Annotated in this window: 20 protein-coding genes; 2 read left to right on the top strand and 18 right to left on the bottom strand. The window is 47.1% G+C overall.

All coding sequences use genetic code 11. The features are described from left to right. Positions 1-158: 158 nt before the first annotated feature. From HMPREF0083_RS17965 to HMPREF0083_RS17955, 3 genes are all read right to left on the bottom strand, one after another. Positions 159-1,505, bottom strand: coding sequence for an RsmF rRNA methyltransferase first C-terminal domain-containing protein (locus HMPREF0083_RS17965; protein WP_040303533.1), 1,347 nt, complete (start codon positions 1,503-1,505; stop codon positions 159-161). Positions 1,506-1,634: 129 nt separating this feature from the next. After that, positions 1,635-1,880 (bottom strand): copper amine oxidase N-terminal domain-containing protein, encoded by a 246-nt coding sequence (locus HMPREF0083_RS17960; RefSeq protein WP_021623066.1) that lies wholly within the window; start codon positions 1,878-1,880, stop codon positions 1,635-1,637. A gap of 65 nt (positions 1,881-1,945) precedes the next feature. Then, positions 1,946-2,191: a hypothetical protein gene (locus tag HMPREF0083_RS17955; protein ID WP_021623065.1), complete on the bottom strand. Its 246-nt coding sequence runs from the start codon at positions 2,189-2,191 to the stop codon at positions 1,946-1,948. 111 nt (positions 2,192-2,302) lie between these two features. On the opposite strand from HMPREF0083_RS17955, the gene HMPREF0083_RS17950 reads away from it, so the two are divergent. Continuing rightward, a complete protein-coding gene (locus tag HMPREF0083_RS17950) occupies positions 2,303-2,695 on the top strand; it encodes a hypothetical protein (RefSeq protein ID WP_051354714.1) in 393 nt (130 codons plus the stop codon). A 116-nt stretch (positions 2,696-2,811) separates the two neighbouring features. Then, positions 2,812-3,735, top strand: a complete 924-nt coding sequence (locus HMPREF0083_RS17945) for a Na/Pi symporter (protein WP_148316010.1) — start codon at positions 2,812-2,814, stop codon at positions 3,733-3,735. Positions 3,736-3,852: 117 nt separating this feature from the next. On the opposite strand, the gene deoC is transcribed toward HMPREF0083_RS17945, so the two are convergent. The 15 genes from deoC to hemW all read right to left on the bottom strand — a co-directional run bounded on the left by deoC (position 3,853) and on the right by hemW (position 20,933). Then, positions 3,853-4,533, bottom strand: a complete 681-nt coding sequence (gene deoC / locus HMPREF0083_RS17940) for a deoxyribose-phosphate aldolase (protein WP_021623062.1) — start codon at positions 4,531-4,533, stop codon at positions 3,853-3,855. Then, a complete protein-coding gene (locus HMPREF0083_RS17935) occupies positions 4,530-4,979 on the bottom strand; it encodes an NUDIX hydrolase (RefSeq protein WP_021623061.1) in 450 nt (149 codons plus the stop codon). The genes deoC and HMPREF0083_RS17935 overlap by 4 nt, the downstream gene beginning before the upstream one ends. Positions 4,980-5,060: 81 nt before the next feature. Next, complete coding sequence (locus HMPREF0083_RS17930) at positions 5,061-6,140, bottom strand: DctP family TRAP transporter solute-binding subunit (protein WP_021623060.1); 1,080 nt, start codon at positions 6,138-6,140, stop codon at positions 5,061-5,063. A gap of 172 nt (positions 6,141-6,312) precedes the next feature. Continuing rightward, positions 6,313-7,572: a dicarboxylate/amino acid:cation symporter gene (locus HMPREF0083_RS17925; RefSeq protein ID WP_021623059.1), complete on the bottom strand. Its 1,260-nt coding sequence runs from the start codon at positions 7,570-7,572 to the stop codon at positions 6,313-6,315. A 107-nt stretch (positions 7,573-7,679) separates the two neighbouring features. Continuing rightward, positions 7,680-8,396 (bottom strand): response regulator, encoded by a 717-nt coding sequence (locus tag HMPREF0083_RS17920; protein WP_021623058.1) that lies wholly within the window; start codon positions 8,394-8,396, stop codon positions 7,680-7,682. Beyond that, on the bottom strand, positions 8,389-10,008 hold the full coding sequence (locus HMPREF0083_RS17915; RefSeq protein WP_021623057.1) for an ATP-binding protein: 1,620 nt from the start codon (positions 10,006-10,008) through the stop codon (positions 8,389-8,391). The genes HMPREF0083_RS17920 and HMPREF0083_RS17915 overlap by 8 nt, the downstream gene beginning before the upstream one ends. 122 nt (positions 10,009-10,130) lie before the next feature. Continuing rightward, entirely contained in the window at positions 10,131-11,471 is a 1,341-nt protein-coding gene (gene mtaB / locus HMPREF0083_RS17910) for a tRNA (N(6)-L-threonylcarbamoyladenosine(37)-C(2))-methylthiotransferase MtaB (RefSeq protein WP_021623056.1), read from the bottom strand. 46 nt (positions 11,472-11,517) lie between these two features. Next, the gene (locus HMPREF0083_RS17905; RefSeq protein ID WP_021623055.1) at positions 11,518-12,255 is read right to left on the bottom strand and encodes a 16S rRNA (uracil(1498)-N(3))-methyltransferase; all 738 of its coding nucleotides are present in this window, start codon (positions 12,253-12,255) and stop codon (positions 11,518-11,520) included. Between the two features lie 10 nt (positions 12,256-12,265). Continuing rightward, on the bottom strand, positions 12,266-13,300 hold the full coding sequence (gene prmA / locus HMPREF0083_RS17900) for a 50S ribosomal protein L11 methyltransferase (protein ID WP_021623054.1): 1,035 nt from the start codon (positions 13,298-13,300) through the stop codon (positions 12,266-12,268). A gap of 41 nt (positions 13,301-13,341) precedes the next feature. Further along, positions 13,342-14,460 carry a molecular chaperone DnaJ gene (dnaJ, locus tag HMPREF0083_RS17895; RefSeq protein ID WP_021623053.1) on the bottom strand — a complete coding sequence of 373 codons (1,119 nt, stop codon included), beginning with the start codon at positions 14,458-14,460 and terminating at the stop codon, positions 13,342-13,344. A gap of 115 nt (positions 14,461-14,575) precedes the next feature. After that, entirely contained in the window at positions 14,576-16,420 is a 1,845-nt protein-coding gene (gene dnaK / locus HMPREF0083_RS17890; protein WP_021623052.1) for a molecular chaperone DnaK, read from the bottom strand. 42 nt (positions 16,421-16,462) lie between these two features. Then, entirely contained in the window at positions 16,463-17,074 is a 612-nt protein-coding gene (gene grpE, locus HMPREF0083_RS17885) for a nucleotide exchange factor GrpE (RefSeq protein WP_021623051.1), read from the bottom strand. Positions 17,075-17,085: 11 nt separating this feature from the next. Then, a complete protein-coding gene (locus tag HMPREF0083_RS17880; protein WP_040303530.1) occupies positions 17,086-18,636 on the bottom strand; it encodes a TCP-1/cpn60 chaperonin family protein in 1,551 nt (516 codons plus the stop codon). 36 nt (positions 18,637-18,672) lie between these two features. Next, positions 18,673-19,707: a heat-inducible transcriptional repressor HrcA gene (gene hrcA / locus HMPREF0083_RS17875; RefSeq protein WP_021623049.1), complete on the bottom strand. Its 1,035-nt coding sequence runs from the start codon at positions 19,705-19,707 to the stop codon at positions 18,673-18,675. Positions 19,708-19,778: 71 nt separating this feature from the next. Next, on the bottom strand, positions 19,779-20,933 hold the full coding sequence (gene hemW, locus HMPREF0083_RS17870) for a radical SAM family heme chaperone HemW (protein WP_021623048.1): 1,155 nt from the start codon (positions 20,931-20,933) through the stop codon (positions 19,779-19,781). Positions 20,934-20,995 lie beyond the last annotated feature (62 nt).

Below are 20,995 nucleotides of genomic sequence, written 5' to 3'. Positions count from 1 at the left end.
AGGAAGGGGACTTCTTTCGGAAAGCTGTTAAAAACGAACAAAGGAAAAAGAATTATCTTTTTTCGGTAAAGGGTTTGTATCTGAACATAACTATATATAATATTGACAGGCTGAATCCCCTTATATATCAAGGGGTTCAGCCTACATGTTTCACCACACTACACCAAACGCAATCCTTTGGGATAGTGGTTCTTCAATTGTCCCTGTACAAGCTTGCCCCAGCCAAGCGGATATCCGTCCACCGTCACGACGATCCAGCCTTTCTCGGTCGCATCTACGAACAGACTCTCGCCCCGCAAGTAGCGACGCACTTCCTCGCTGTCTGCCGCAAAATCTATGCTTCTCTTCCATTCTCCAAACCTCAGCGCCAACACTAGCGCGTGTGACGGCTCGAATCTGTCCTTTTTCACCTTACCGAGATGCCAGCCGACCCGCGTAATCTTCAGGCCATTCAAGCGCGGCAGCCCATCCGCAAGCACATACAGCTGATCACCGAAGAGCACATAATTTCCTTCTGGAACGAACGTCAGCGTTTCCTTGCAGAACGATTCGAATAGCTTGCGCACATCCGATGGTATCGGCTTTATTTTCGCTTCTTGCACCTCTTCTGTTACCACAGCATCGGTGTGCTTGCGCAGCCGGGCGAGAAAGTGCCCTTCCCCGCGCAGCTTGTGTGGCCATAGGCGTACGGTATGCTGTAGCTCACCCGGCGTGAAGTACGCTTCCTGCGCAATCTGTTCAAGCGAAAATTCAGGATGTGCCGCAAGAAAGCCCTCGATTTGCATCTCGTTCTCCTCCTGGGCAAACGTACAGGTCGAATATACGATAACACCGCCCGGTTTTAGCATCGCTGCTGCGTCTGCGAGAATATCACTTTGCATTGCTGCACAATGGGCCACTTTTCCTTCCGACCAATCCTCGCAAGCTTCCGGCAGCTTGCGAAACATTCCTTCTCCCGAACAGGGTGCATCTACCGCGATTTTATCAAAAAATGCAGGAAAGCGTTCAGCCATACGACCCGGCGTTTCATTAGTTACAAGAATATTCCTTGCTCCCCATCGCTCCAGATTCTCGGATAGTGCCTTAACACGGGATGGGTGGATTTCATTCGCTACCAGCAGACCTTCATTCCCCAGGTATCCGGCGATATGCGTTGACTTGCCCCCTGGAGCTGCGCATAAATCCAGCACCTTATCTCCTGGCTCAGGCATAAGCGCCTCGATGACCGCCATTGCGCTCGGCTCCTGTATATAATACACGCCTGCTGCATGATACGGGTGCTTGCCCGGCCTGTCTTCTTCTGTATAATAAAACCCTGTTGAACACCATGGCACAGGTGTAAGGGAAAATGGCATCGGAGCAGTTGATTCATGCGATACTTTTCCAGGATTCAGACGCAGACCATGAGCTACATTTTCCTGATAGCTCGCAAAAAAAGCTGCCGTATCCTTCTCCCCCATCGTTCGCTTCATTCGTTCAACAAAACGTTCTGGTAGTGCAATCATCGAAACCATCCTTTTCTCTGTTTTCATGCACATAATCTTACCAAAATTATAAAAGAAAAACGAGAATACATATAAAAACGGACACCTGCCAGGCAAGTGTCCACTGTGTTATCCTTTTATATTGTTACTTTATTTTTTCGTCGTAATGTGAATTGTCAAGTTTTTGGCATCCCATTGTACATCTGCACCAAGTGCTTCACTTACGAAACGAACCGGCACCATCGTACGATTATTAACCATAAACGCTTCTTGATCCAGCTTCACTTTTTTATCGTTGACTACCGCTATAAGATCCCCGATTTTAATCTCTACTTTATTTTTATCCTTAGCTGCTATATTTTTCGTAGGGCAGAAGATTTTTCTGCCGCATTTCAATAAAAAGTGCTACATTTAAAAATACCCTGCGCTCATCCAAAAGCGGAGGGTATTCTGTCTTTCATCTAGATGTGCTGCAATAGCTTTCTGAATTCTTCATTGCGGCGCGCTTGTTCTTCATCATCTGCCAGGTCATACTTCTTCAATAAATGGAATACATGATTAAGCTCGTCCTGTGTCCGTTCCTGCTCCATATATCCCGGCAGGCCTTGAGAGATGCTTGCCGGCAGATAAGGTTCAATGGCATCGAGCTTCTTGCGTACATCTTCTAGAGAATGGTCAATGCTGCATCCATTCGTTTTTGCTTCCATTCCGTTCACCCTTTCGCTTGTTCTTTTGCCATAGCCATAGCAGGCTTGTGCCTATTTTATACGCAATCTGCCCGATTTGTGAATAGTCTATACGGAAAGGAAGGTGTTACAATGAGTAGATTTTATAAAGAAGAGAGGCAATTTTCATTTCCTCAAAACCTGCCGGGTATTCCAGGATTTCCCGGTGGCGGCTTCCCTCCTCAACCTCCAACACAGCCGCCCGGTGGACCCGGTCAACCTCCAATGCAGCCGCCTACCCTACCACCTACTTACATTCCACAGCAAAGCCAGGCCTACAGCACCCTAGCAATCGCTCCGGGAAGCCTGCGATTGTGCCTCTTCCGCTGGACGTATGTATGGCTGTCGAATGGTGATCAATTCTGGATTTGGCCGTTCTCTGTGCGGCAGCAAACAGTTACGTTTTTCCGGCATATTCCGTTCTTCGGCTATACGCTCGGCGGATTGGACACACGACGCATCGCTTATTTCATTTGTACAGCATAGTAAATTTCGAAGCAGATCCCCTCAGGATCTGCCTTTCATTTTGCCTAGGCCTGTCATGCCTGTCTTTTGCTTTGCATACATATGTGAGGTAGACATGCATGAGAGGAGACAAACAAATGACTAGTCTGGCGCTTCCCCTTCTAATAGGGCTTGGTTTGTTTTTGGGCGGAATGCATTTGATGCGCCTTGGCTTATTTGCGCTGGCGGGCAATAATCTTCATCGCTGGCTTGTGCGCTTTACGAAAACCCCGACACGCGGCATGATTACAGGTACGCTGGTGACGATGATCGTTCAGAGCAGCAGTGCAGTATCAGTCGTAACAATTGGGCTTGCAAACGCAAGATTGTTGTCATTTCCACAGACGATAGGCATTATTCTTGGCACAAATGTTGGGACAACATTTACTACCCAATTAATTGCACTAAATCCGCAAAAGTTGGCGTTGCCGATGTTTCTTATAGGCTGTTCCGTACTATGGATGCGTTCACAAATAATAAAAGCAATCGGGATGTCTCTGTGCGGCTTCGGATGCGTATTTCTTGGCATTCAGATGATGCAGACGGCAGCCGAGCCTTTGCAGCATACCTCTTTCTTTTTATCATCGCTTGCCAGCCCCGACAGCAGCTACTTTAATGGGATTTTTCTCGGCGCGGCGTTCACGGCGCTGCTGCACAGCAGTTCAGCGGTAACAGCCATGACAATGGGATTTATGAATGAGAATATCCTGACGCTCGGGATGGGTATTGCAATTGTTCTTGGCAGCAATGTCGGAACATGCGTCACCGCTGTAATGGCAGCAATCGGTGGAAATGCAGAGGCAAAGCAGGTTGCATGGGTTCATGTCGTATTGAATGTTGCGGGCGTGCTGCTGTTCCTGCCATTTATTTATCCGCTGGGAGTAACGGTTACATGGCTGACAAACGATCCGGCGATTCAAATCGCGCATGCTCAAACCTTGTTCAACGTTATTTGTTCTCTGCTGGCATTGCCGTTTACACACTGGCTCGCGCGAGCGGCCCAATATTGTATTAGAAAATAAGAAAGACTCCCGAGCATGGCCTCCACATAGAAGTAAAATGTCCCCTTCTTATCCATAAAAAAACAGGCATATGACCATGCTGCTTCGGTCATATGCCTGTTGCTGCCAGTAAGTGAGTTAATATTGTTCTGTGTTCGTTCCACCCTGTACAATCGTAACGCCACCACTGGTACCAATACGTGTGGCACCCGCTGTAATCATCGCATCTGCGTCTTCACGTGTCCGAACGCCGCCTGATGCTTTTACGCCCAGCTCCGTTCCGACGGCTTCACGCATCAGCTTGACATCTTCCACCGTGGCACCTCCTGCTCCGAATCCGGTGGAAGTCTTCACAAAATGTGCGCCTGCCTCTTTGCTTAGACGGCAAGCTCTTTCCTTCTCCTCATTCGTTAACAGGCCAGTCTCAATAATCACTTTCACGCGTGCACGATTTTCCGCGACTGCCACGACCGCTGCGATATCCTGCAATACTGTCCCATCGTCTCCCGATTTCAGCGCCCCAATGTTGATCACCATATCCAACTCATCGGCTCCATCTTCGATTGCTTTCGTCGCTTCGAACGCTTTCACTTCAGCAGTATTCGCACCGAGAGGAAAACCAATAACAGTGGCAACCTTTACCTGACTGCCTTGGAGATTTCGTTTCGACCGTCCAACCCAGTATGGGTTAACACATACAGCGAAGAATTCATTTTCTTTCGCCTCCCGGCACAGCTTATCGATCATCTCTGCTGTCGTTTCCGGTTTTAGCAAGGTGTGATCAATATACGTTGCCAGCGGCTTGTTCGCGTCTGTCATGATGTTTTCTCCTTTCGATGATCCAGCCCGAGCAGTTCATATGCTTTGGACAGGACAGAAATGTTATTCTGGTACCCATTCTTCGCCTGTTTCTCCCAGGCTGCCTCTGGCGACATCCAGGCCACAGTGTGAATTTCTTCCAATTGCGGAACAAGTGTGCCTGCCATTGCTTCCACTAAATAATAGTGCACTTCTTTTTTTACAGCGCCGAATTTTGGATTGTAATAATTATAATAAATCGTTTCCAAGGGCTGAACTACCTTGCCCTCAATTCCAGTTTCTTCGCGAATCTCCCTGAGTGCTGTCTCTTCCATCGTCTCCCCTTTTTCCCGTTTCCCCTTGGGCAGGGACGCCTTCAAATAGCGATCCTCAATAATCATAAGTTCAATCCGATTATCCTTCGTTCTCCGATATACAACGCCTCCTGCAGAAACCTCCTTTGCCATGAAACATTCCTCCTCGCAAAAACATCCTTTTTTTCAAGTTTATCGCACTATGACTGTCTTTTACCACTTTTTTCATAACATTCATTCGTAACCATAGGGACCTTTATGAGGAGAGCGCTGCCGGACTATCAGCCGCTGCCACTCCTCGATAACCGGTTCGCCGATTACATCTTTAAATTGATAATAGACAGGCCCAAGCTGTTTTTTCCATGCTTCCTTTTCCTCATTTGTTTGCATGTGGATAGCAATTAGGTGTTCTTCCTTCATTTCAGCCAACGCCTGGTCATTCATTTTTTTTGCGTATTCGCGTATCCAGGCTGTTGTTTCTTCCATCGCCGACTCAATCGCCTTCTGTTGAGTACCGGTTAGCCTATCGCATGTTGCTTTATTTATTAATACAATATACCCCAGATAGCCATGATTACTAATCGTCATATATTTTTGCACCTGATATAAGCGTTTGCTGTATATGTTAGATAATGTATTCTCTTGTCCCTGTACAACACCGCTTTGCAGCTGCCGGTATAAATCGTTGAACGAGTGACTCTCCGGCTTGGCCCCTAATCTTTTGAACTGCGCATGCAGAACGGGACCTTGCATAATACGGAAATTTTGATTTTTAAGATCATCCGTCTGCACGACAGGCCGATTTGCTGTCATCTGTTTAAAACCGTTGTCCCACAAAGCAAGACCTTTGACATTGGCATCATTAATGGCCTCGAATAACAATTCACCCAATCGGCCATCCATCGCTTCATTGACTTCTTTTTCATTTTCAAATGCATAGGGCAAGTCCATAATCATCCATGCGGGATATCGTGAAGAGATCTTGGATGTAGCAGGCGCTATCATTTCCACTTTGCCCGATTGTAGAGCATTAAATTCATTTTCATCATCAAATAGCGTCGCATTCGGATAAACGCGGATTTCAACCATCCCGTTCGTTTTCTCACGTACCAGCTTAGCAAATTTGGCAACCGCCAGCCCTTTCGGCGTATTTTCCGCGACTACATGGCTAAATCGGATGGTTACTTTCTGATCCAATCCTTCCTGCTCTGCGTCGTAGCGCACAGGCGTCTCCACGCCAAAACCAAAACCGATAGCTATAGAAAGCGATAGGCCAACGAAAAGAAATACGACCAATAGCCCTAGAGATTTCATGTCCTCTCACCTTATTCTGCATTCTTTTGTATTCGTATCATAGCATACTTTATACATGCTCCATATAATAAAAGCTCGCAGGCATTGTCGGTTTGTTTCGTCCGCCGTACCATACGCTCCACATAAAAAAGCGCCTGCTGATAGCTGGCGCTTTCTCTTCTTCCTGTACGCTTTATGCGCTCATTTTTTGGTTCAATTCCTGTATTGCCTGCTGCTGTTTCGCCTCATCGAACTCGTTCTCGCTCTTTGCCACAACAATGGTTGCCACACCATTTCCAATTAAGTTTACAATAGCACGAGCTTCCGACATAAAACGATCGACGCCGATGAGAAGCCCTAATCCTTCTACCGGAATAACCTGCATAGCCGTCAGGGTAGAAGCAAGCACGATGAATCCGCCGCCAGTAACCGCTGCTGCCCCCTTCGATGTGAGCATCAAAATCGCAATAATTGTTAGTTGCTGCGTGATGCTCAAATCAACATGGAATACCTGTGCCAGAAAGATGGTTGCCATTGACAGATAGATGGTTGTCCCATCCAGGTTGAACGAATATCCTGTGGGAATTACGAGACCGACAACCGGCTTGGAGCAGCCAAACTTCTCCATTTTATCCATCATGCGTGGTAGCACAGATTCGGACGAAGAAGTTCCCAGTACAATTAACAGCTCTTCTTTAATAAACTTGAGATAATTCCATAAGCTAAAACCATACATCTTAGCAATAATATTTAATACGATAAATACGAAGCAGAACATCGTGGTATATACCGTTATCATCAGCATACTAAGCTGCTGCAATGTTCCAATGCCATACTTTCCAATAGTAAATGCCATACCGCCAAACGCACCGATTGGCGCAAGCTTCATAACGATGCCAAGAATGTTGAAGAAAATCGTAGATAATTTCTCGAAGAAATCGATAACAGGCTTTCCTGTTTTCCCCATTGCAGTCAAACCGAGACCGAACAGGACCGAGAAGAATAAAATTTGCAGAATGTCGCCTTTAGCGAACGCTTCAAACATGTTGGATGGAACAATATGGGTGAAGAACTCTACCCAATCCATCTCTTTTGCGCTCTCGGCGTACTTGGTTATATCTCCGCTCTTCAGCTTCGCCGGGTCAAGCCCTGCTCCCGGTTTTGTAATGTTGGCTACGATGATACCGATAACAAGAGCAAAGGTCGTAACAACTTCGAAATAAATAAGAGCCTTGCCGCCAACTCGTCCCACTTTCTTCATATCACCCATGCTGGCGATGCCAAGAACAATAGTAAGGAAAATAATGGGCGCGATAACCATTTTGATCATATTGATGAACGTTTCTCCGACCACTTTCATCTCTTTGCCGACATCTGGCCAGACCGATCCGACGATAATACCAATGATAATGGCGATAACGACTTGTACCGTCAAATTCTTCAAAATCTTCACAGGACACTCCCCTTTGCAAATCGTTCTCTTTTTCTGATAGATTTATGATAACGTTTGCATCAGGAGTAAAAAAGTTTTCGTATTTTTAAAACGTTTTGTTCTTTTTGTTACACATTTTGTTCTTTTTGTTCATCAAGCCATGTGTACATTTTCATCGGGCGACCCACCGTACCGTACACCATATACGCTTTGACTTTGTCAACCGATTCAAGATACTCAAGATACCGCCGTACGGTAACACGGGACATGCCGATAAGCTGGCCGATTTCTTCAGCAGACATCTCTCCAGCCCCTCCTTTTAGACAATCGGACACCTGCTGGAGCGTAAATGCCTGAATCCCTTTCGGATATTCGGTTTCCGTATCTTCCTTTTTGTTCGTTTGTTTATTGCCAAACATCGTAAACTCGCGTGCGGTATCAAACATTGATTGCGAGAACACTGCTGACTGGTTGCGACGAAAATGTTCTTTATAGCGCAACAATGCCGCCTGAATTCGATGAAATTGAAACGGCTTGAAAATGTAATCTACGGCCCCTAATCTCATTACACGCAAAACCGTTTCCCTATCATTGGCCGCCGTCACCGCAATTACGTCCACATCCAGTTCTTGCTGCCGAATAGTACGAAGCGCTTCTAGCCCGCCTTTACCAGGCATATATAAATCAAGGATAACAAGATGAGGGGCAAGTTGCTTTACATTTTCGATGGCCTCCTCCCCGTTACGTGCACAGCCTATAACATTGAACCCTTCAACCCGCTCAATAAAAGAAGAATTAATCTCCTGAACCATCGGATCATCTTCTACAAGTAAAACATTAATCATTTTGCTCACGCTTATCATCCTCCTTACGTTCCATCGGCACCTTTACACGTACCCACGTACCGTATCCTAACGTACTTTCCACCTCAATCTCCCCTCCGCTTCGCTCAATAATTGAAGAGACAAGATACAGACCGATACCTCGCTCTCCTTTCTGTTTGGTGGAAAAGCCTTTTGTAAAAATCTGTCGTTGTATCTCTTCAGGAATGCCAACTCCATTATCTTCAACCTCGACAATGAGATAACTATCATCTTGCACAATTGATACATCAACCCGCTTGTCCCGATCATTTACTTCAACAAGCCCGTCGAAGGCATTTTCAATTAGATTTCCGATAATGATGACAAGGTCGTGATATGTCATCCCCTCAGGATACAGCTGGAATTCACTGTACGAATCAATCTGCAATAAAATATCGAGCTCCTTGGCCCGGCTAATCTTGCCAATAAGCAAGCCAGACAAATTAACATCCTGAATGCGGCCGCCAATATAATGGGCTACATTCTCCTGTTCCTCATCCAACTGAAAAATATAACGTAACGCTTCTTGCTCTTTGCCTAATTGAATCAACCCGGCAATTGTATGCAGCTTGTTGCTATGCTCGTGGTTTTTCGCACGAAGGGCGTCCACAAACGCCTTCACCCCTGTAAGTTCTTCGGCTAGCTGTGTCACTTCCGTCTTATCTTGAAAAATCGCCAGTGCTCCAGACGTTTTCCCTTTTACTTTGATCGGCATCCGATTGCTTAGAAGAAGCGTGTCGCCAATGTAGAACTGTTTATTATACAATGGACGACCAAGCTCGATAATTTCCGGAAGGCGCGTATCCGGGATGACTTCACGAATGTTCTCCCCGATCGCCTTCCCCTCCACCTTCAGCATACGACGCGCTGCTTCATTAATGACAGTAATGCGCTCATGCTCATCAATTGCAATAACTCCTTCATGAATAGCATGGAATACCGCAGTTCGCTCGTCTAGCGTCCGGGCCAATTCCTGAGGTTCCAAATGAAATGTTTGTTGTTTAATATGACTGGCCAAAAGATAGGCACATACAATTCCAAATGTTAATGTTAGTGAGAGAATAATCCCCATTTCCTTGCCCATATCTGCTATAATGGCCGATAATTTCGGCACAGTGTTACCAACCATCACCACTCCAACCTGTTGGTGTTCAGCATTCATAATTGGTGCATAGGCCCGCACACCTTCACCGAGGTCCCCTTTCACACGCTCGATGTAGATATGTTCAGCAAAAGCTGGCATCGCTTCTGTCGTATCAAACAGTGTCCCGATTCTGTTCTGGAGCGGATGAGACATCCGTTTGCCGTCCATATCTACTACAACAATATAATCGACCCCATAAATGTCCCGAACCTGCTCTACGAGCAGTTGCATACGTTTTGCACCCTCCGGCATCTCCACCGCCAGCTTGACCTCGGGCATTTGTGCAGTAACTTTTGCTGTCAATAATGAGCGCTGACTCACCTCTTCGACCTTTACGCTAGCGATTTTGCCTATTAGAATCATCGTGCCCATCAGCAGGGTGAACAAAACGATGCCGAATGCAAGCAAAGTAATTTTACGGCGAATCGGCCAATTATCCAAATGAAGCATAAGCGACTCCTCAATATACTACCAATAAAAATGGCTTGTTTAAAATTATACAAAACAATGGTAGCAAAAAAAAAGCGAAACTGGGGAAAAACAGTTTCGCTTTCATAGCTGTTTACATATTATCACGCCTTGAGCGTCTCTTCACTAAGCACGCGTGCAAACGTGCCCTTACAGTATTCAGAGCCAGGTTCATCAAGACGGACCTTACATATTTTACCGACCAGCGATTCATTTGCTTCAAACACAAGCTTCAAATAATTATCTGAATGACCTACATACAAGCCGCTATCCGGCGCTTCCTTATATGGCTCTTCCGGAATAACTTCAAGTACATCACCAACGAACTTGCCGGAATACTCAAGCGCCAGCTTATCAGATAACGCAATCAATTCATGCACGCGGCGGTTCTTTACTTCTTCATCCACCTGATCTTCCATACGAGCCGCAGGTGTCCCGCTCCGTTTAGAATACGGGAAAACATGCAGCTCTGCAAACTTCATCTCTTCAATGAAACGATACCCATTTTCATACATTTCCTCTGTTTCACCAGGGAATCCTACAATAATATCTGTTGTAATCGCTACATCAGGCAATGCTTGATGCAGCTGCTCAATTTTACGACGGAACTCGTCCGTCGTATATTTGCGACGCATGCGCTTCAATACGTTATCATCGCCTGCCTGCAGAGGAACATGCAGATGACGGCACATCTTATCGGAAGAATTCAGCACTTCGATAACTTCGTCCGTAATCTGACTCGCCTCAATCGAACTGATACGAATACGTTTCAGTCCAGGAACCTTCGTATCGAGTTCGCGCAACAGACGTGCCAGGTTATAGTCTTCCAGGTCTTCACCATATCCTCCAGTATGAATACCCGTCAGAACAATTTCCTTATAGCCGGCCGCCACTAGCTTGTTTGCCTGTTCAATGACGCTTTCCGGTTTACGGCTACGCATCAATCCGCGTGCCCAGGGAATAATGCAGAACGTACAGAAATTGTTGCAACCTTCCTGGATTTTCAGCGATGCACGTGTACGATCGGTAAATTCAGGTACATCCAGTTCTTCGTATTCGCGTGCTTTCATAATATTAGATACTGCATTAATCGGTTCACGTTCACGCAGGTACCGATTTACGTAATCAATCAGGTTGTCGCGACCAGACGTACCCACCACGATATCAACGCCTGGAATTGCCATAATCTCATGCGGTGTTGTCTGTGCATAACAACCGGTTACTGCTACGACCGCTTCCGGATTGCGCCGGATTGCGCGACGAATAACCTGACGGCTTTTCTTATCGCCTGTATTCGTTACCGTACAAGTATTTATGACATATACATCCGCGCTTTGCTCAAAGTCTATTTTTTCATATCCGGCTTGCTTGAATAGTTGCCAGAGCGCTTCGGTTTCATAGTGATTCACTTTGCAGCCGAGCGTATGAAATGCTACAGTTGGCATATATCATCCAACTCCTTACTATAAAATTCCTTCTGACTTTATTCTATCATGCTTGTTCGAACTCATATGAAACACAGGACAGCGCATAGAGCGGGGCTGTTTCCGCACGCAAAATGCGCCTTCCCAGCGAAACGCTGATGAATCCGGCTGCCTCCGCCTCTACGACTTCTTTTTCGTCGAAACCGCCTTCTGGACCGATGACAAGCAGAATTCGCGAGCCGGCTGGAACTTCGGAAAGGGCACGACGCAACGTAGATGTCTCTTCTTTCTCATATGCAAATAAAGCATAATGGAATTGTGTCACCGATGCAAGTAACTCGCGCCAGGTTAGCATATTGGCGATATTCGGTACCTTGCTCCTGTGTGACTGTTCAGCCGCTTCCTTGGCGATTTTCTGCCACCGCTCTCTGCGCTTTTTCTCTTTTTTATCATCCAGCTTAACTACCGTACGCAATGATGTGAACGCGCAAAAAGAAAAAGCACCGAGCTCAGTGCCTTTCTGAATGACCAACTCCATTTTATCACCTTTGGGCAATCCCTGTGCAATGGTAACTTGCACCGGAAGCTCGCGGCTTGGAAGGTCTTCTTCAAGGATGCGCACCCGCACTGCATCAGCGCCAATTTCTTCGATTGCTCCACGCACATCACGCCCCTGCCCATTGCAGCAGATGATTTCATCACCAGCACGTGAACGCATAACGCGCGCAATGTGGTTCACATCGTCACCCGTAATCACCACATACTGCTCCTTCATTTGCGAAGGATCTACAAAGTATCGCTGCATGCTACATCCCTCATTCTGCTTTTCTTTGTGCTATCAGGCATACCCAGCCGGATTTGATGTCACCCCTGTCACGAATACTAGGTGGTGCTACCCTGTCAGTATCAGCATAACGGGAGCCGTCCTCTTTCTCATACATATCGTGCATGTAATGTGCATCCGTAATACGGAAACCAGCCTTCTCCATCGCGGCTCTTACGTCGGCCTCTTTTTGAGTAATAATACCTGATGTAATGAACAAACCACCGGGCTTCAATGTCCTGGCTGCATCTTCGACAAATAAAGCGATAACTTCAGCCAGAATATTAGCGACGATGATATCGACTGGACCGTCGATACCATCGAGCAGATTATTCTGTGCCACAGTTACTGTATTCTTGGTACCATTCAATTCAACATTTGTTCTTGCGGATTGAACAGCGACCTCATCGAGATCAAGTGCCCGAACAGAGGAAGCCCCCAGCTTCGCGGCTGCGATGCTGAGCACACCCGTACCGCAACCGACGTCTATAACCGTTTCGTCACCCGAAATCGCTTCATCCAATGCCCGAATACACATCACCGTTGTCGGGTGCGTTCCTGTACCGAATGCCATGCCTGGATCGAGTTCAATAATAAGCTCATTCTCCTTCTCCGGCACATAGTTCTCCCATGTAGGAGTAATCGTGATTCGTTCGGATACTTCTACCGGTTTATAGTATTTCTTCCAGGCGGTTGCCCAATCCTCCTCCTGCACTTCCGCAAGCGACACCGCTCCGGAACCGACCTCGATGCCATATGCAGAAAGACCCTGAATCGCCTGTTCGATTTGTTGTACGGTTTGTTCTATCTGATCGCTCGCGAGAAGATAGGCTTTTACGATGACGCCTTCGGATGGATAATCTTTTGCCGATAGCTGATAGATTTCTCCAAATGTATCCTGCCACTCACGTTTCAGTACTTCCGGGTCTTCAATAACAACACCAGAGGCACCCGCTTCCTGCAAAATATTCGAAACCGCTTCGATTGCCTCCTGCGTTGTGTGAACGCTAATTTCAGACCAATTCATCCGATTGTCCCATCCTCTCGTTTGCTATCAAGCTTGCCTGCTTACATTTCTCCGCGCAGTACTTTTTTCATTTTATCGAAGAAAGAAGGCTCATGTCCGCCATGCACTTCTTGACCGCTAATTTCAGCAAACTCACGGAGCAATTCTTTCTGTCTATCGTCCAGCTTGGTCGGTGTTACTACTACTACGTTTACATGTTGATCACCCTTACCGGAGCGATTGAGGTATGGAACCCCATGTCCGCGCAGGCGAAATTTCGTTCCTGTCTGCGTGCCCGCAGGTATCTTTAATTTTACCTTGCCGTCAAGCGTCGGCACCTCGATCTCATCGCCAAGTGCAGCCTGAGCGAACGTAATCGGTACCTTGCAGAAAACATCATTACCATCACGTTCAAAGAATTCATGGTTTTTTACACGGAACACAATGTACAAATCGCCCGGTGGTCCGCCATTCACTCCTAGCTCGCCTTCGCCGGCGATACGCATTCTTGCCCCGTCATCTACCCCTGCAGGGATCTTAATATGAATTTTGCGGCGAACCTTTTCCTTTCCGCTGCCGTGACACTTGCTGCATTTTACAGATACAAACTGGCCGCTTCCTTTACATGTCGGGCAGACACGTCTGTTTACGACACGGCCAAACGGTGTATTCTGCACAACCTCCTGCTGTCCAGAACCATCGCATGTATGGCATGTTTCCACCTTGCTACCTGGTTCAGCACCCGATCCATCACATTTAGAACAGGTTGCTTCCTTCGGAATTTCAATATCCATTTCTTTACCGAAGACCGCTTCTTTGAAGTCAATCTGCATCGTATACTGCAGATCATCCCCCTGGCGTGGGGCGTTCGGATTGCGTCGTCCGCCGCCACCGCCAAAAAACATATCAAAAATATCACCAAAGCCACCGAAATCGCCACCGCCGCCAAATCCGCCCTGCTGGGCTCCAGCATGACCAAAACGATCATACGATTCCCGTTTTTGTGAATCGCTAAGAACATCGTATGCCTCTTTGACTTCCTTGAACTTCTGCTCCGCATCCGGCTCTTTGTTGACATCCGGATGATACTTGCGCGCCAGCTTACGGTATGCTTTCTTTATTTCATCTTCCGAGGCGGATTTGCCTACGCCCAACACCTCGTAATAATCGCGTTTGCTCATACTCTTCACTCCCGCACTGTTTCACTCATAAGGTTCATCATATATCAAATTGCGAAAAAAAGTCAAAGCCAAGTTTGCCCCTGACTTTGACTTTTTTTTCATCAAACGTTACGCATTATTTTTTTTCGTTTTCATCCACAACAGTATAGTCAGCATCTACGACATTATCATCGTCTTTTTTACCGGCTTGCTCTGCACCTTGTGCTCCTTGCGCCGCTTGCGCCTGTTGTGCAGCCTGTTCATACAGTTTTACAGACAGCTGCTGTACGATTTCCTGCAGCTCGTCTTTTGCCGTACGGATCGCTTCAAGATCCGTTCCTTCGAGTGCGGTTTTCAGTTTATCCTTTGCTGCGTTCGCTTTGTCGATCTCAGCTTGCTCTACTTTATCGCCAAGGTCACTCAGCGTTTTCTCTGTCGCAAATACTAATTGATCGGCTTCGTTACGCAATTCTACCTGTTCTTTACGCTGTTTATCCGCTTCGGCATTTTCTTCTGCTTCTCGCACCATACGTTCCACTTCCTCATCACTTAAGCCAGAAGAAGAAGTAATCGTAATTTGCTGTTGCTTACCTGTGCCAAGATCTTTTGCCGATACGTTTACGATACCATTGGCATCGATATCGAACGTAACTTCGATTTGCGGAATGCCACGTGGTGCCGGCGGAATGTCGGTCAACTGGAAGCGGCCCAGCGTTTTGTTATCATGGGCCATTGGACGCTCACCTTGCAGAACATGAATGTCTACTGCTGTCTGATTATCGGCTGCTGTAGAGAATACTTGGGACTTGCTAGTCGGGATCGTCGTATTGCGGTCGATAAGCTTTGTCATAACGCCGCCCATCGTTTCGATACCGAGTGATAGCGGAGTTACATCAAGCAGAACAACGTCTTTTACATCACCTGTCAGCACACCTGCTTGAACAGCGGCGCCAAGAGCTACTACTTCGTCCGGATTTACGCCCTTATACGGCTCTTTACCTGTGAATTTCTTAATCGCTTCCTGAACAGCCGGGATACGTGTAGAACCACCGACAAGAATAATTTTATCGATTTGGGAAGGCTGAAGGCCTGCATCTGACAACGCTTGGCGAGTCGGCACCATCGTACGCTCAACCAGCTGTGCGCTCAATTCTTCGAACTTTGCGCGAGTCAAATTTACTTCCAAATGCTTCGGACCAGTTGCATCCGCCGTGATAAACGGAAGCGAGATTGTTGTAGTAAGTACGCCGGAAAGATCCTTTTTCGCTTTTTCCGCTGCATCTTTTAGACGTTGCATTGCCATGCGGTCAACAGATAGGTCAATGCCGTTCTCTTTTTTGAATTCCGCTACCAGATAGTCGATGATAACTTGGTCGAAGTCATCCCCACCTAACTTGTTGTCTCCGCTTGTCGCCTTTACTTCGAAAAAGCCATCGCCAAGCTCAAGAATGGACACGTCAAACGTACCGCCACCGAGGTCATATACAAGAATCGTTTGGTCATCTTCCTTTTCCATTCCGTAAGCAAGCGCTGCGGCTGTTGGTTCATTGACGATACGGAGCACTTCAAGACCCGCGACTTTACCAGCATCTTTCGTCGCCTGGCGCTGGCTGTCGTTAAAGTAAGCCGGTACTGTAATAACAGCCTGTGTTACCGTTTCACCGAGATATGCTTCTGCATCAGATTTAAGCTTTTGCAGGATCATTGCCGATACTTCCTGCGGCGTGTATTCCTTTCCTTCAAGGGTAACTTTATGGTTCGTACCCATGTAACGCTTAATGGAGATAACTGTGTTATCAGGGTTTGTGATCGCTTGACGTTTTGCAGCCTCGCCGACAATTCGTTCGCCGTTTTTGAAAGCGACTACGGAAGGCGTGGTGCGGTTGCCTTCTGGATTTGGAATAACGACTGGCTCGCCGCCTTCCATAATTGCTACGCAAGAATTTGTAGTACCTAAGTCAATCCCAATTACTTTAGCCATTATATGTTGACCAACCTTTCTAAGTGTATTTATTATGGTTTTTTAGGAGCTTACTTTTACCATAGACGGTCGAATGACACGATCTTTGAGCTTATACCCCTTCTGGAATTCTTCGATAATCATACCGGATTCATACTCGCTGCTCTCTTCCTGCATCACTGCCTGATGCATGTTCGGATCGAACGGTTCTCCAACGCCAGGCACCACGGTAACCCCTTCTTGTTCAAGCACCTGCTGCAATTGACGGAACACCATCTCGATACCTTCTTTTAGGGCGCTTGTATCCTGGGCATCCTGACTTGCAGCAATAGCCCTCTCAAAATTATCAATTACCGGCAGAAGCGCCTCAACAGCACGCTGTGAAGAATATTTGAGCATCTGCTCCTTTTCCTTATTGACGCGGGTACGGAAGTTCTGCAGGTCAGCATGCGCCCGCAGATATTGATTGTTCAGCTCTTCCTTCTCAGCCTTAAGTTGCTCAATTTGGGCAAGCAATTCTTCCTCGCGAGTTACACCGGAAGACTCATTGGCCTCCGCTGCGGCCTCTGACTGCTCGCTTTTCTCAGAATGTACAGATTCAACTGCCTCTGCCGCAGCCTCTTGTTGCTTTATTTCTTCCGATGTTTCGGCAGTTTTTTTGTTCTCTTCTGACACAGTACTTCCCCCTATTCATCTAATAGTATAGCTGGAGACTTCTTGCGGATGACCGTATGTATGCGCAAAATGGCGCGGCTTACTTCACCAGCCGTCTGCAGGGCATGCAATTTGACCGGTGCAGGGTCCACCACCCCAGCCACCAGCATGTCGGCGCATTCTCCGGTGTCAAAATCAAGACCGATGCTAGACATTCCCGTTTCGGACTGCGCCGCTTTTACTTGTTCAATTTTCTCAAGCGGATTAAAACCGGCATTGCGCACCATTTGGGCAAAAGGCCTGCGAAGCGAAGCGGCAACCGATTCTACACCAAATCCTTCCATTCCTTTAACCGAATGGCGCCATGTTTCCAGGTGCCTGGACAGGAATAATTCAGCGCTACCCCCACCAGGAAGATAGCCGCCACGAAGCGAAGCCTGGACAGCCGAAGCCGCATCTTTGGCGATGCGTTCCCGCTCACCGACCACCTCGCTTGTCGAAGCTCCAATAATCATCGTCGCCTCAGGCATACCTTGCCCGCCTATGATCCGCACATGATTAAGTGATTCGTCAAACTCCAGTTGTTCTGCATATCCAAGCGCACGTGAAAGCTCTGCTATGCTTTTATCCAAAGCAGTACGTTTAAGCGAACGTGCACCGGTGTATCGGGCAACCCGTTCCCTTTCCGAACGGAACACCCGATGAAGCACTAGAATTCCATGGTCAAGACAGAACTCTTCTGCTATACTATCACAGCTTCGGTCAAGCACCACTGTATTCACGTTCAATTCCAAAAGCTTCTCAAGGTTGCGCCGGTACTCTTCTTTTACATGCAAGTACCGCTGAAATCCTATTTCTGTACCTAGCGCCTCATCATCCATTTCTTCGGGTGCAAGCGCGTCATTCAACACAAGAAGGCGTACATTTACAAGACGGGTGGGCATCTCGCGAGATAAAGGATGCTGATTTATAATAACACCGTTCAGCACTTTATTCTCCGCGCCTTCACGTGCCGTAACCAATTCACTGAAAGAAAAGTCCTGCTCAAGCATCTTTTCCTGTCCGACAAGTCCGGCTCCTTCAATAACAAGACGGGCAATATCTTCCTGTTCCCTTCCCGCAATGTATGCAATATGAAACAGACGCTCATCATCGAACCCTTCGATCGGCAACGCAGCATCCCTGAGTCGGTCTACTGCTTCCTTGATTCCAAGTTCGATGCCAGCAATCACCCTGGCGATTGGAACTCCTCGCTGCACCTGCGCTACACCCTCGGCAACAAGCGATGCAGCCAGCAAGGTGGCTGTCGTCGTCCCATCCCCCACTTCACGCTGCTGTGAACGGGCAAGGCCTATCATCAATCGGGCAGCCGGATGTTTCACTTCCATCTCTTCAAGGATAGTGACCCCGTCATTCGTAATAATAACGCCACCTTGTTCGTCTACCAGCATCGTGTCAAGCCCTTTGGGGCCAATCGTTCCTTCGACGGAACTTGCAACCGCCTGTACCGCATTCATATTATGAAGCAGGGTGGATATCCGTTCATCCCCTGAGCCATCCCGCTCCGTCGGATGTGAACTCATAAGCATCCCCTTTTATTCACTAATTATACCGGACTCTTATGGCCCGTTTTTATAGAAACGTTCAAACGCATCGGTTAAATTGCCCGAAAGCTCGCTCAAAATTGCCATGACACGGGCATACTCCATTCGAGTCGGCCCCAAAATACCTACCGTTCCGACCGGCTGTCCATCCAGGTGATAAGTGGCTGTAATGATGCTACAGCCGCTAACAGCCTGTTCTTCGTTCTCTGTGCCAATTCGTACACGAAGCCCGGTTTGCTGCGAATCAAACAGGCGCACTACCATTTCATTCTGCTCAAAAAGTGTTAAAATATCCCTAACTTTATCCACATCGCGAAATTCGGGCTGCATCAAAATATTGGTCGTTCCCTTCAATACGATGTGATCGTCCGGTTCATGCTTCAACGTCTCTTCAAGTACTGTCATGAGTTGCTCATATTGCTGAATATAGCGGCCCAGTTCTTTTGCCACCTCGGCATGCAGACGCTGTCTTAGCTCTGTCATTGCCACGCCGGAAAGCTTATCGTTCAGCAGGTTTACTACCCGCTCCACTTCCTCTATCTCCATACCCTCCGGCAAGGAAATAGTCTTATTCTCGACCTTTCCCGTGTCTGTTACAAGAATAACAACAGCGGATTGCCGGGATAGTGGAATCATCTGGACTGCTTTAAGTCGAGTCGTTTTTATGTCGTGTCCAAGAATAATAGACGTATAATTCGTCAATCCGGAAAGGATGGACGCCGCCTGGTTCATCACCTGTTCGAATTCATAAAATCGTTCGGCAAATAGTCGGCGGATGTATGAGGCATCCTCTATCTGCACAAAAGGCATGCGAGCAAGCTGGTCCACATAAAAACGGTAGCCCTTATTGGAAGGAATGCGTCCTGCCGATGTGTGCGGCTGCTCCAGATAGCCCATCTCTTCCAAATCCGCCATCTCATTGCGGATGGTAGCAGAACTATATCCAATGTCTTCCCGTTTCGAAATCGTGCGTGAGCCAACTGGTTCGGCGGAACGGATATAGTTGTCTATAATTGCTCGTAAAATCATTTGCTGACGTTCCGTAAGCATGCTGCCCCTCCTTTGTTAGCACTCCTAGATAATGAGTGCTAAAGAGCTTACTTCCAAAATACCAAAGGAGATCAAACTTTGTCAACTAGCCCTAAAAATCTTGCGAAAACCTCGTTTCCTAACGGAATGCCACGATGGGTCAAATGCAGGCGTTCCCCACTCCATGCAAGCAGGCCAAGCGCGATAAGCTCACCGATAACCGGACTGAATTGCTCTTGAAGCGTTATGCCGTACCGGTGCCGGAAATCGTTTGCGGATACGCCTTCCATCATTCTCAGGCCCATAATCATATGATCTTCCATTTGTTCAGCACGGCTCACAGTGAATTGCTCAACTCGCGGCAGTCCTTTCTCACCCGTAAGCTGCATATATTGTGCAAGCGGCCCCGCATTCACATGCCGCTCCCCATTTACGTAGCCATGTGCTCCTGCCCCAATGCCGTAATAAGACTCATTACGCCAGTATGTCATATTATGACGGCTCTCAAATCCGGGTCTGGCAAAGTTGCTAATTTCATATTGACGGTATCCGTGCTTCGCCATTTGCTCCATTAATCGTTCATACATGATGACTTCTTCATCTTCTGTTGGTAAAGGAAGCTGATCTTTTTCATATAGCGTATGAAAAAGCGTATTTTCTTCCACTTTCAGACTGTAGGAAGAAAAATGGGGCAGATCAAGCCCGAATGCCTTGTCCAGCGTATCTTGAAAATGCACCACTGTCTGGTCAGGCAAACCGAAAATCAAGTCAATCGAGATATTCTCAAAGCCTGTTTTCTTCGCATTCTCCAAACTGCGCAGCACTTGTTCGCTGTCATGGATACGCCCGATTCGCTTCAATAAATCATCGTTAAACGATTGTACGCCGAAGCTAATCCGATTCACGCCGCCCTCTCTCATAATCGACAGCTTCTCCATATCGGTTGTTCCGGGATTTGCCTCCATCGTAAACTCCAAATCTGCACTCCGTTTCGGAAAATGCCGATGTACCATCTCAAGGAAATATGCCATCTGCTTCGGATCGAGAAACGTTGGCGTTCCTCCCCCAACAAAAATGGTTCTGATTTCTTCCGGAGGAAAATAGCGTACTGTTTCTTCCATTTCTTTATTTAAAACATCTAGATAATCCCACACCAATTGCGGATTCTTCGTTACATACGAATTAAAATCGCAATAGTAGCATTTATTGGTGCAAAATGGGATATGGATATATACGGCCTTTGTCATACCGCATCACCTCTTAACAACCTGTAGTTAGTAAGAAAAACTCACGGGCATCGCCGCTCGGT

It is taken from the genome of Aneurinibacillus aneurinilyticus ATCC 12856, assembly GCF_000466385.1.
Classification (GTDB): Bacteria; Bacillota; Bacilli; order Aneurinibacillales; family Aneurinibacillaceae; genus Aneurinibacillus; species Aneurinibacillus aneurinilyticus.
The sequence above is the reverse complement of the archived record's forward strand: the minus strand, read 5'-3'. Positions and strand labels throughout refer to the sequence as shown.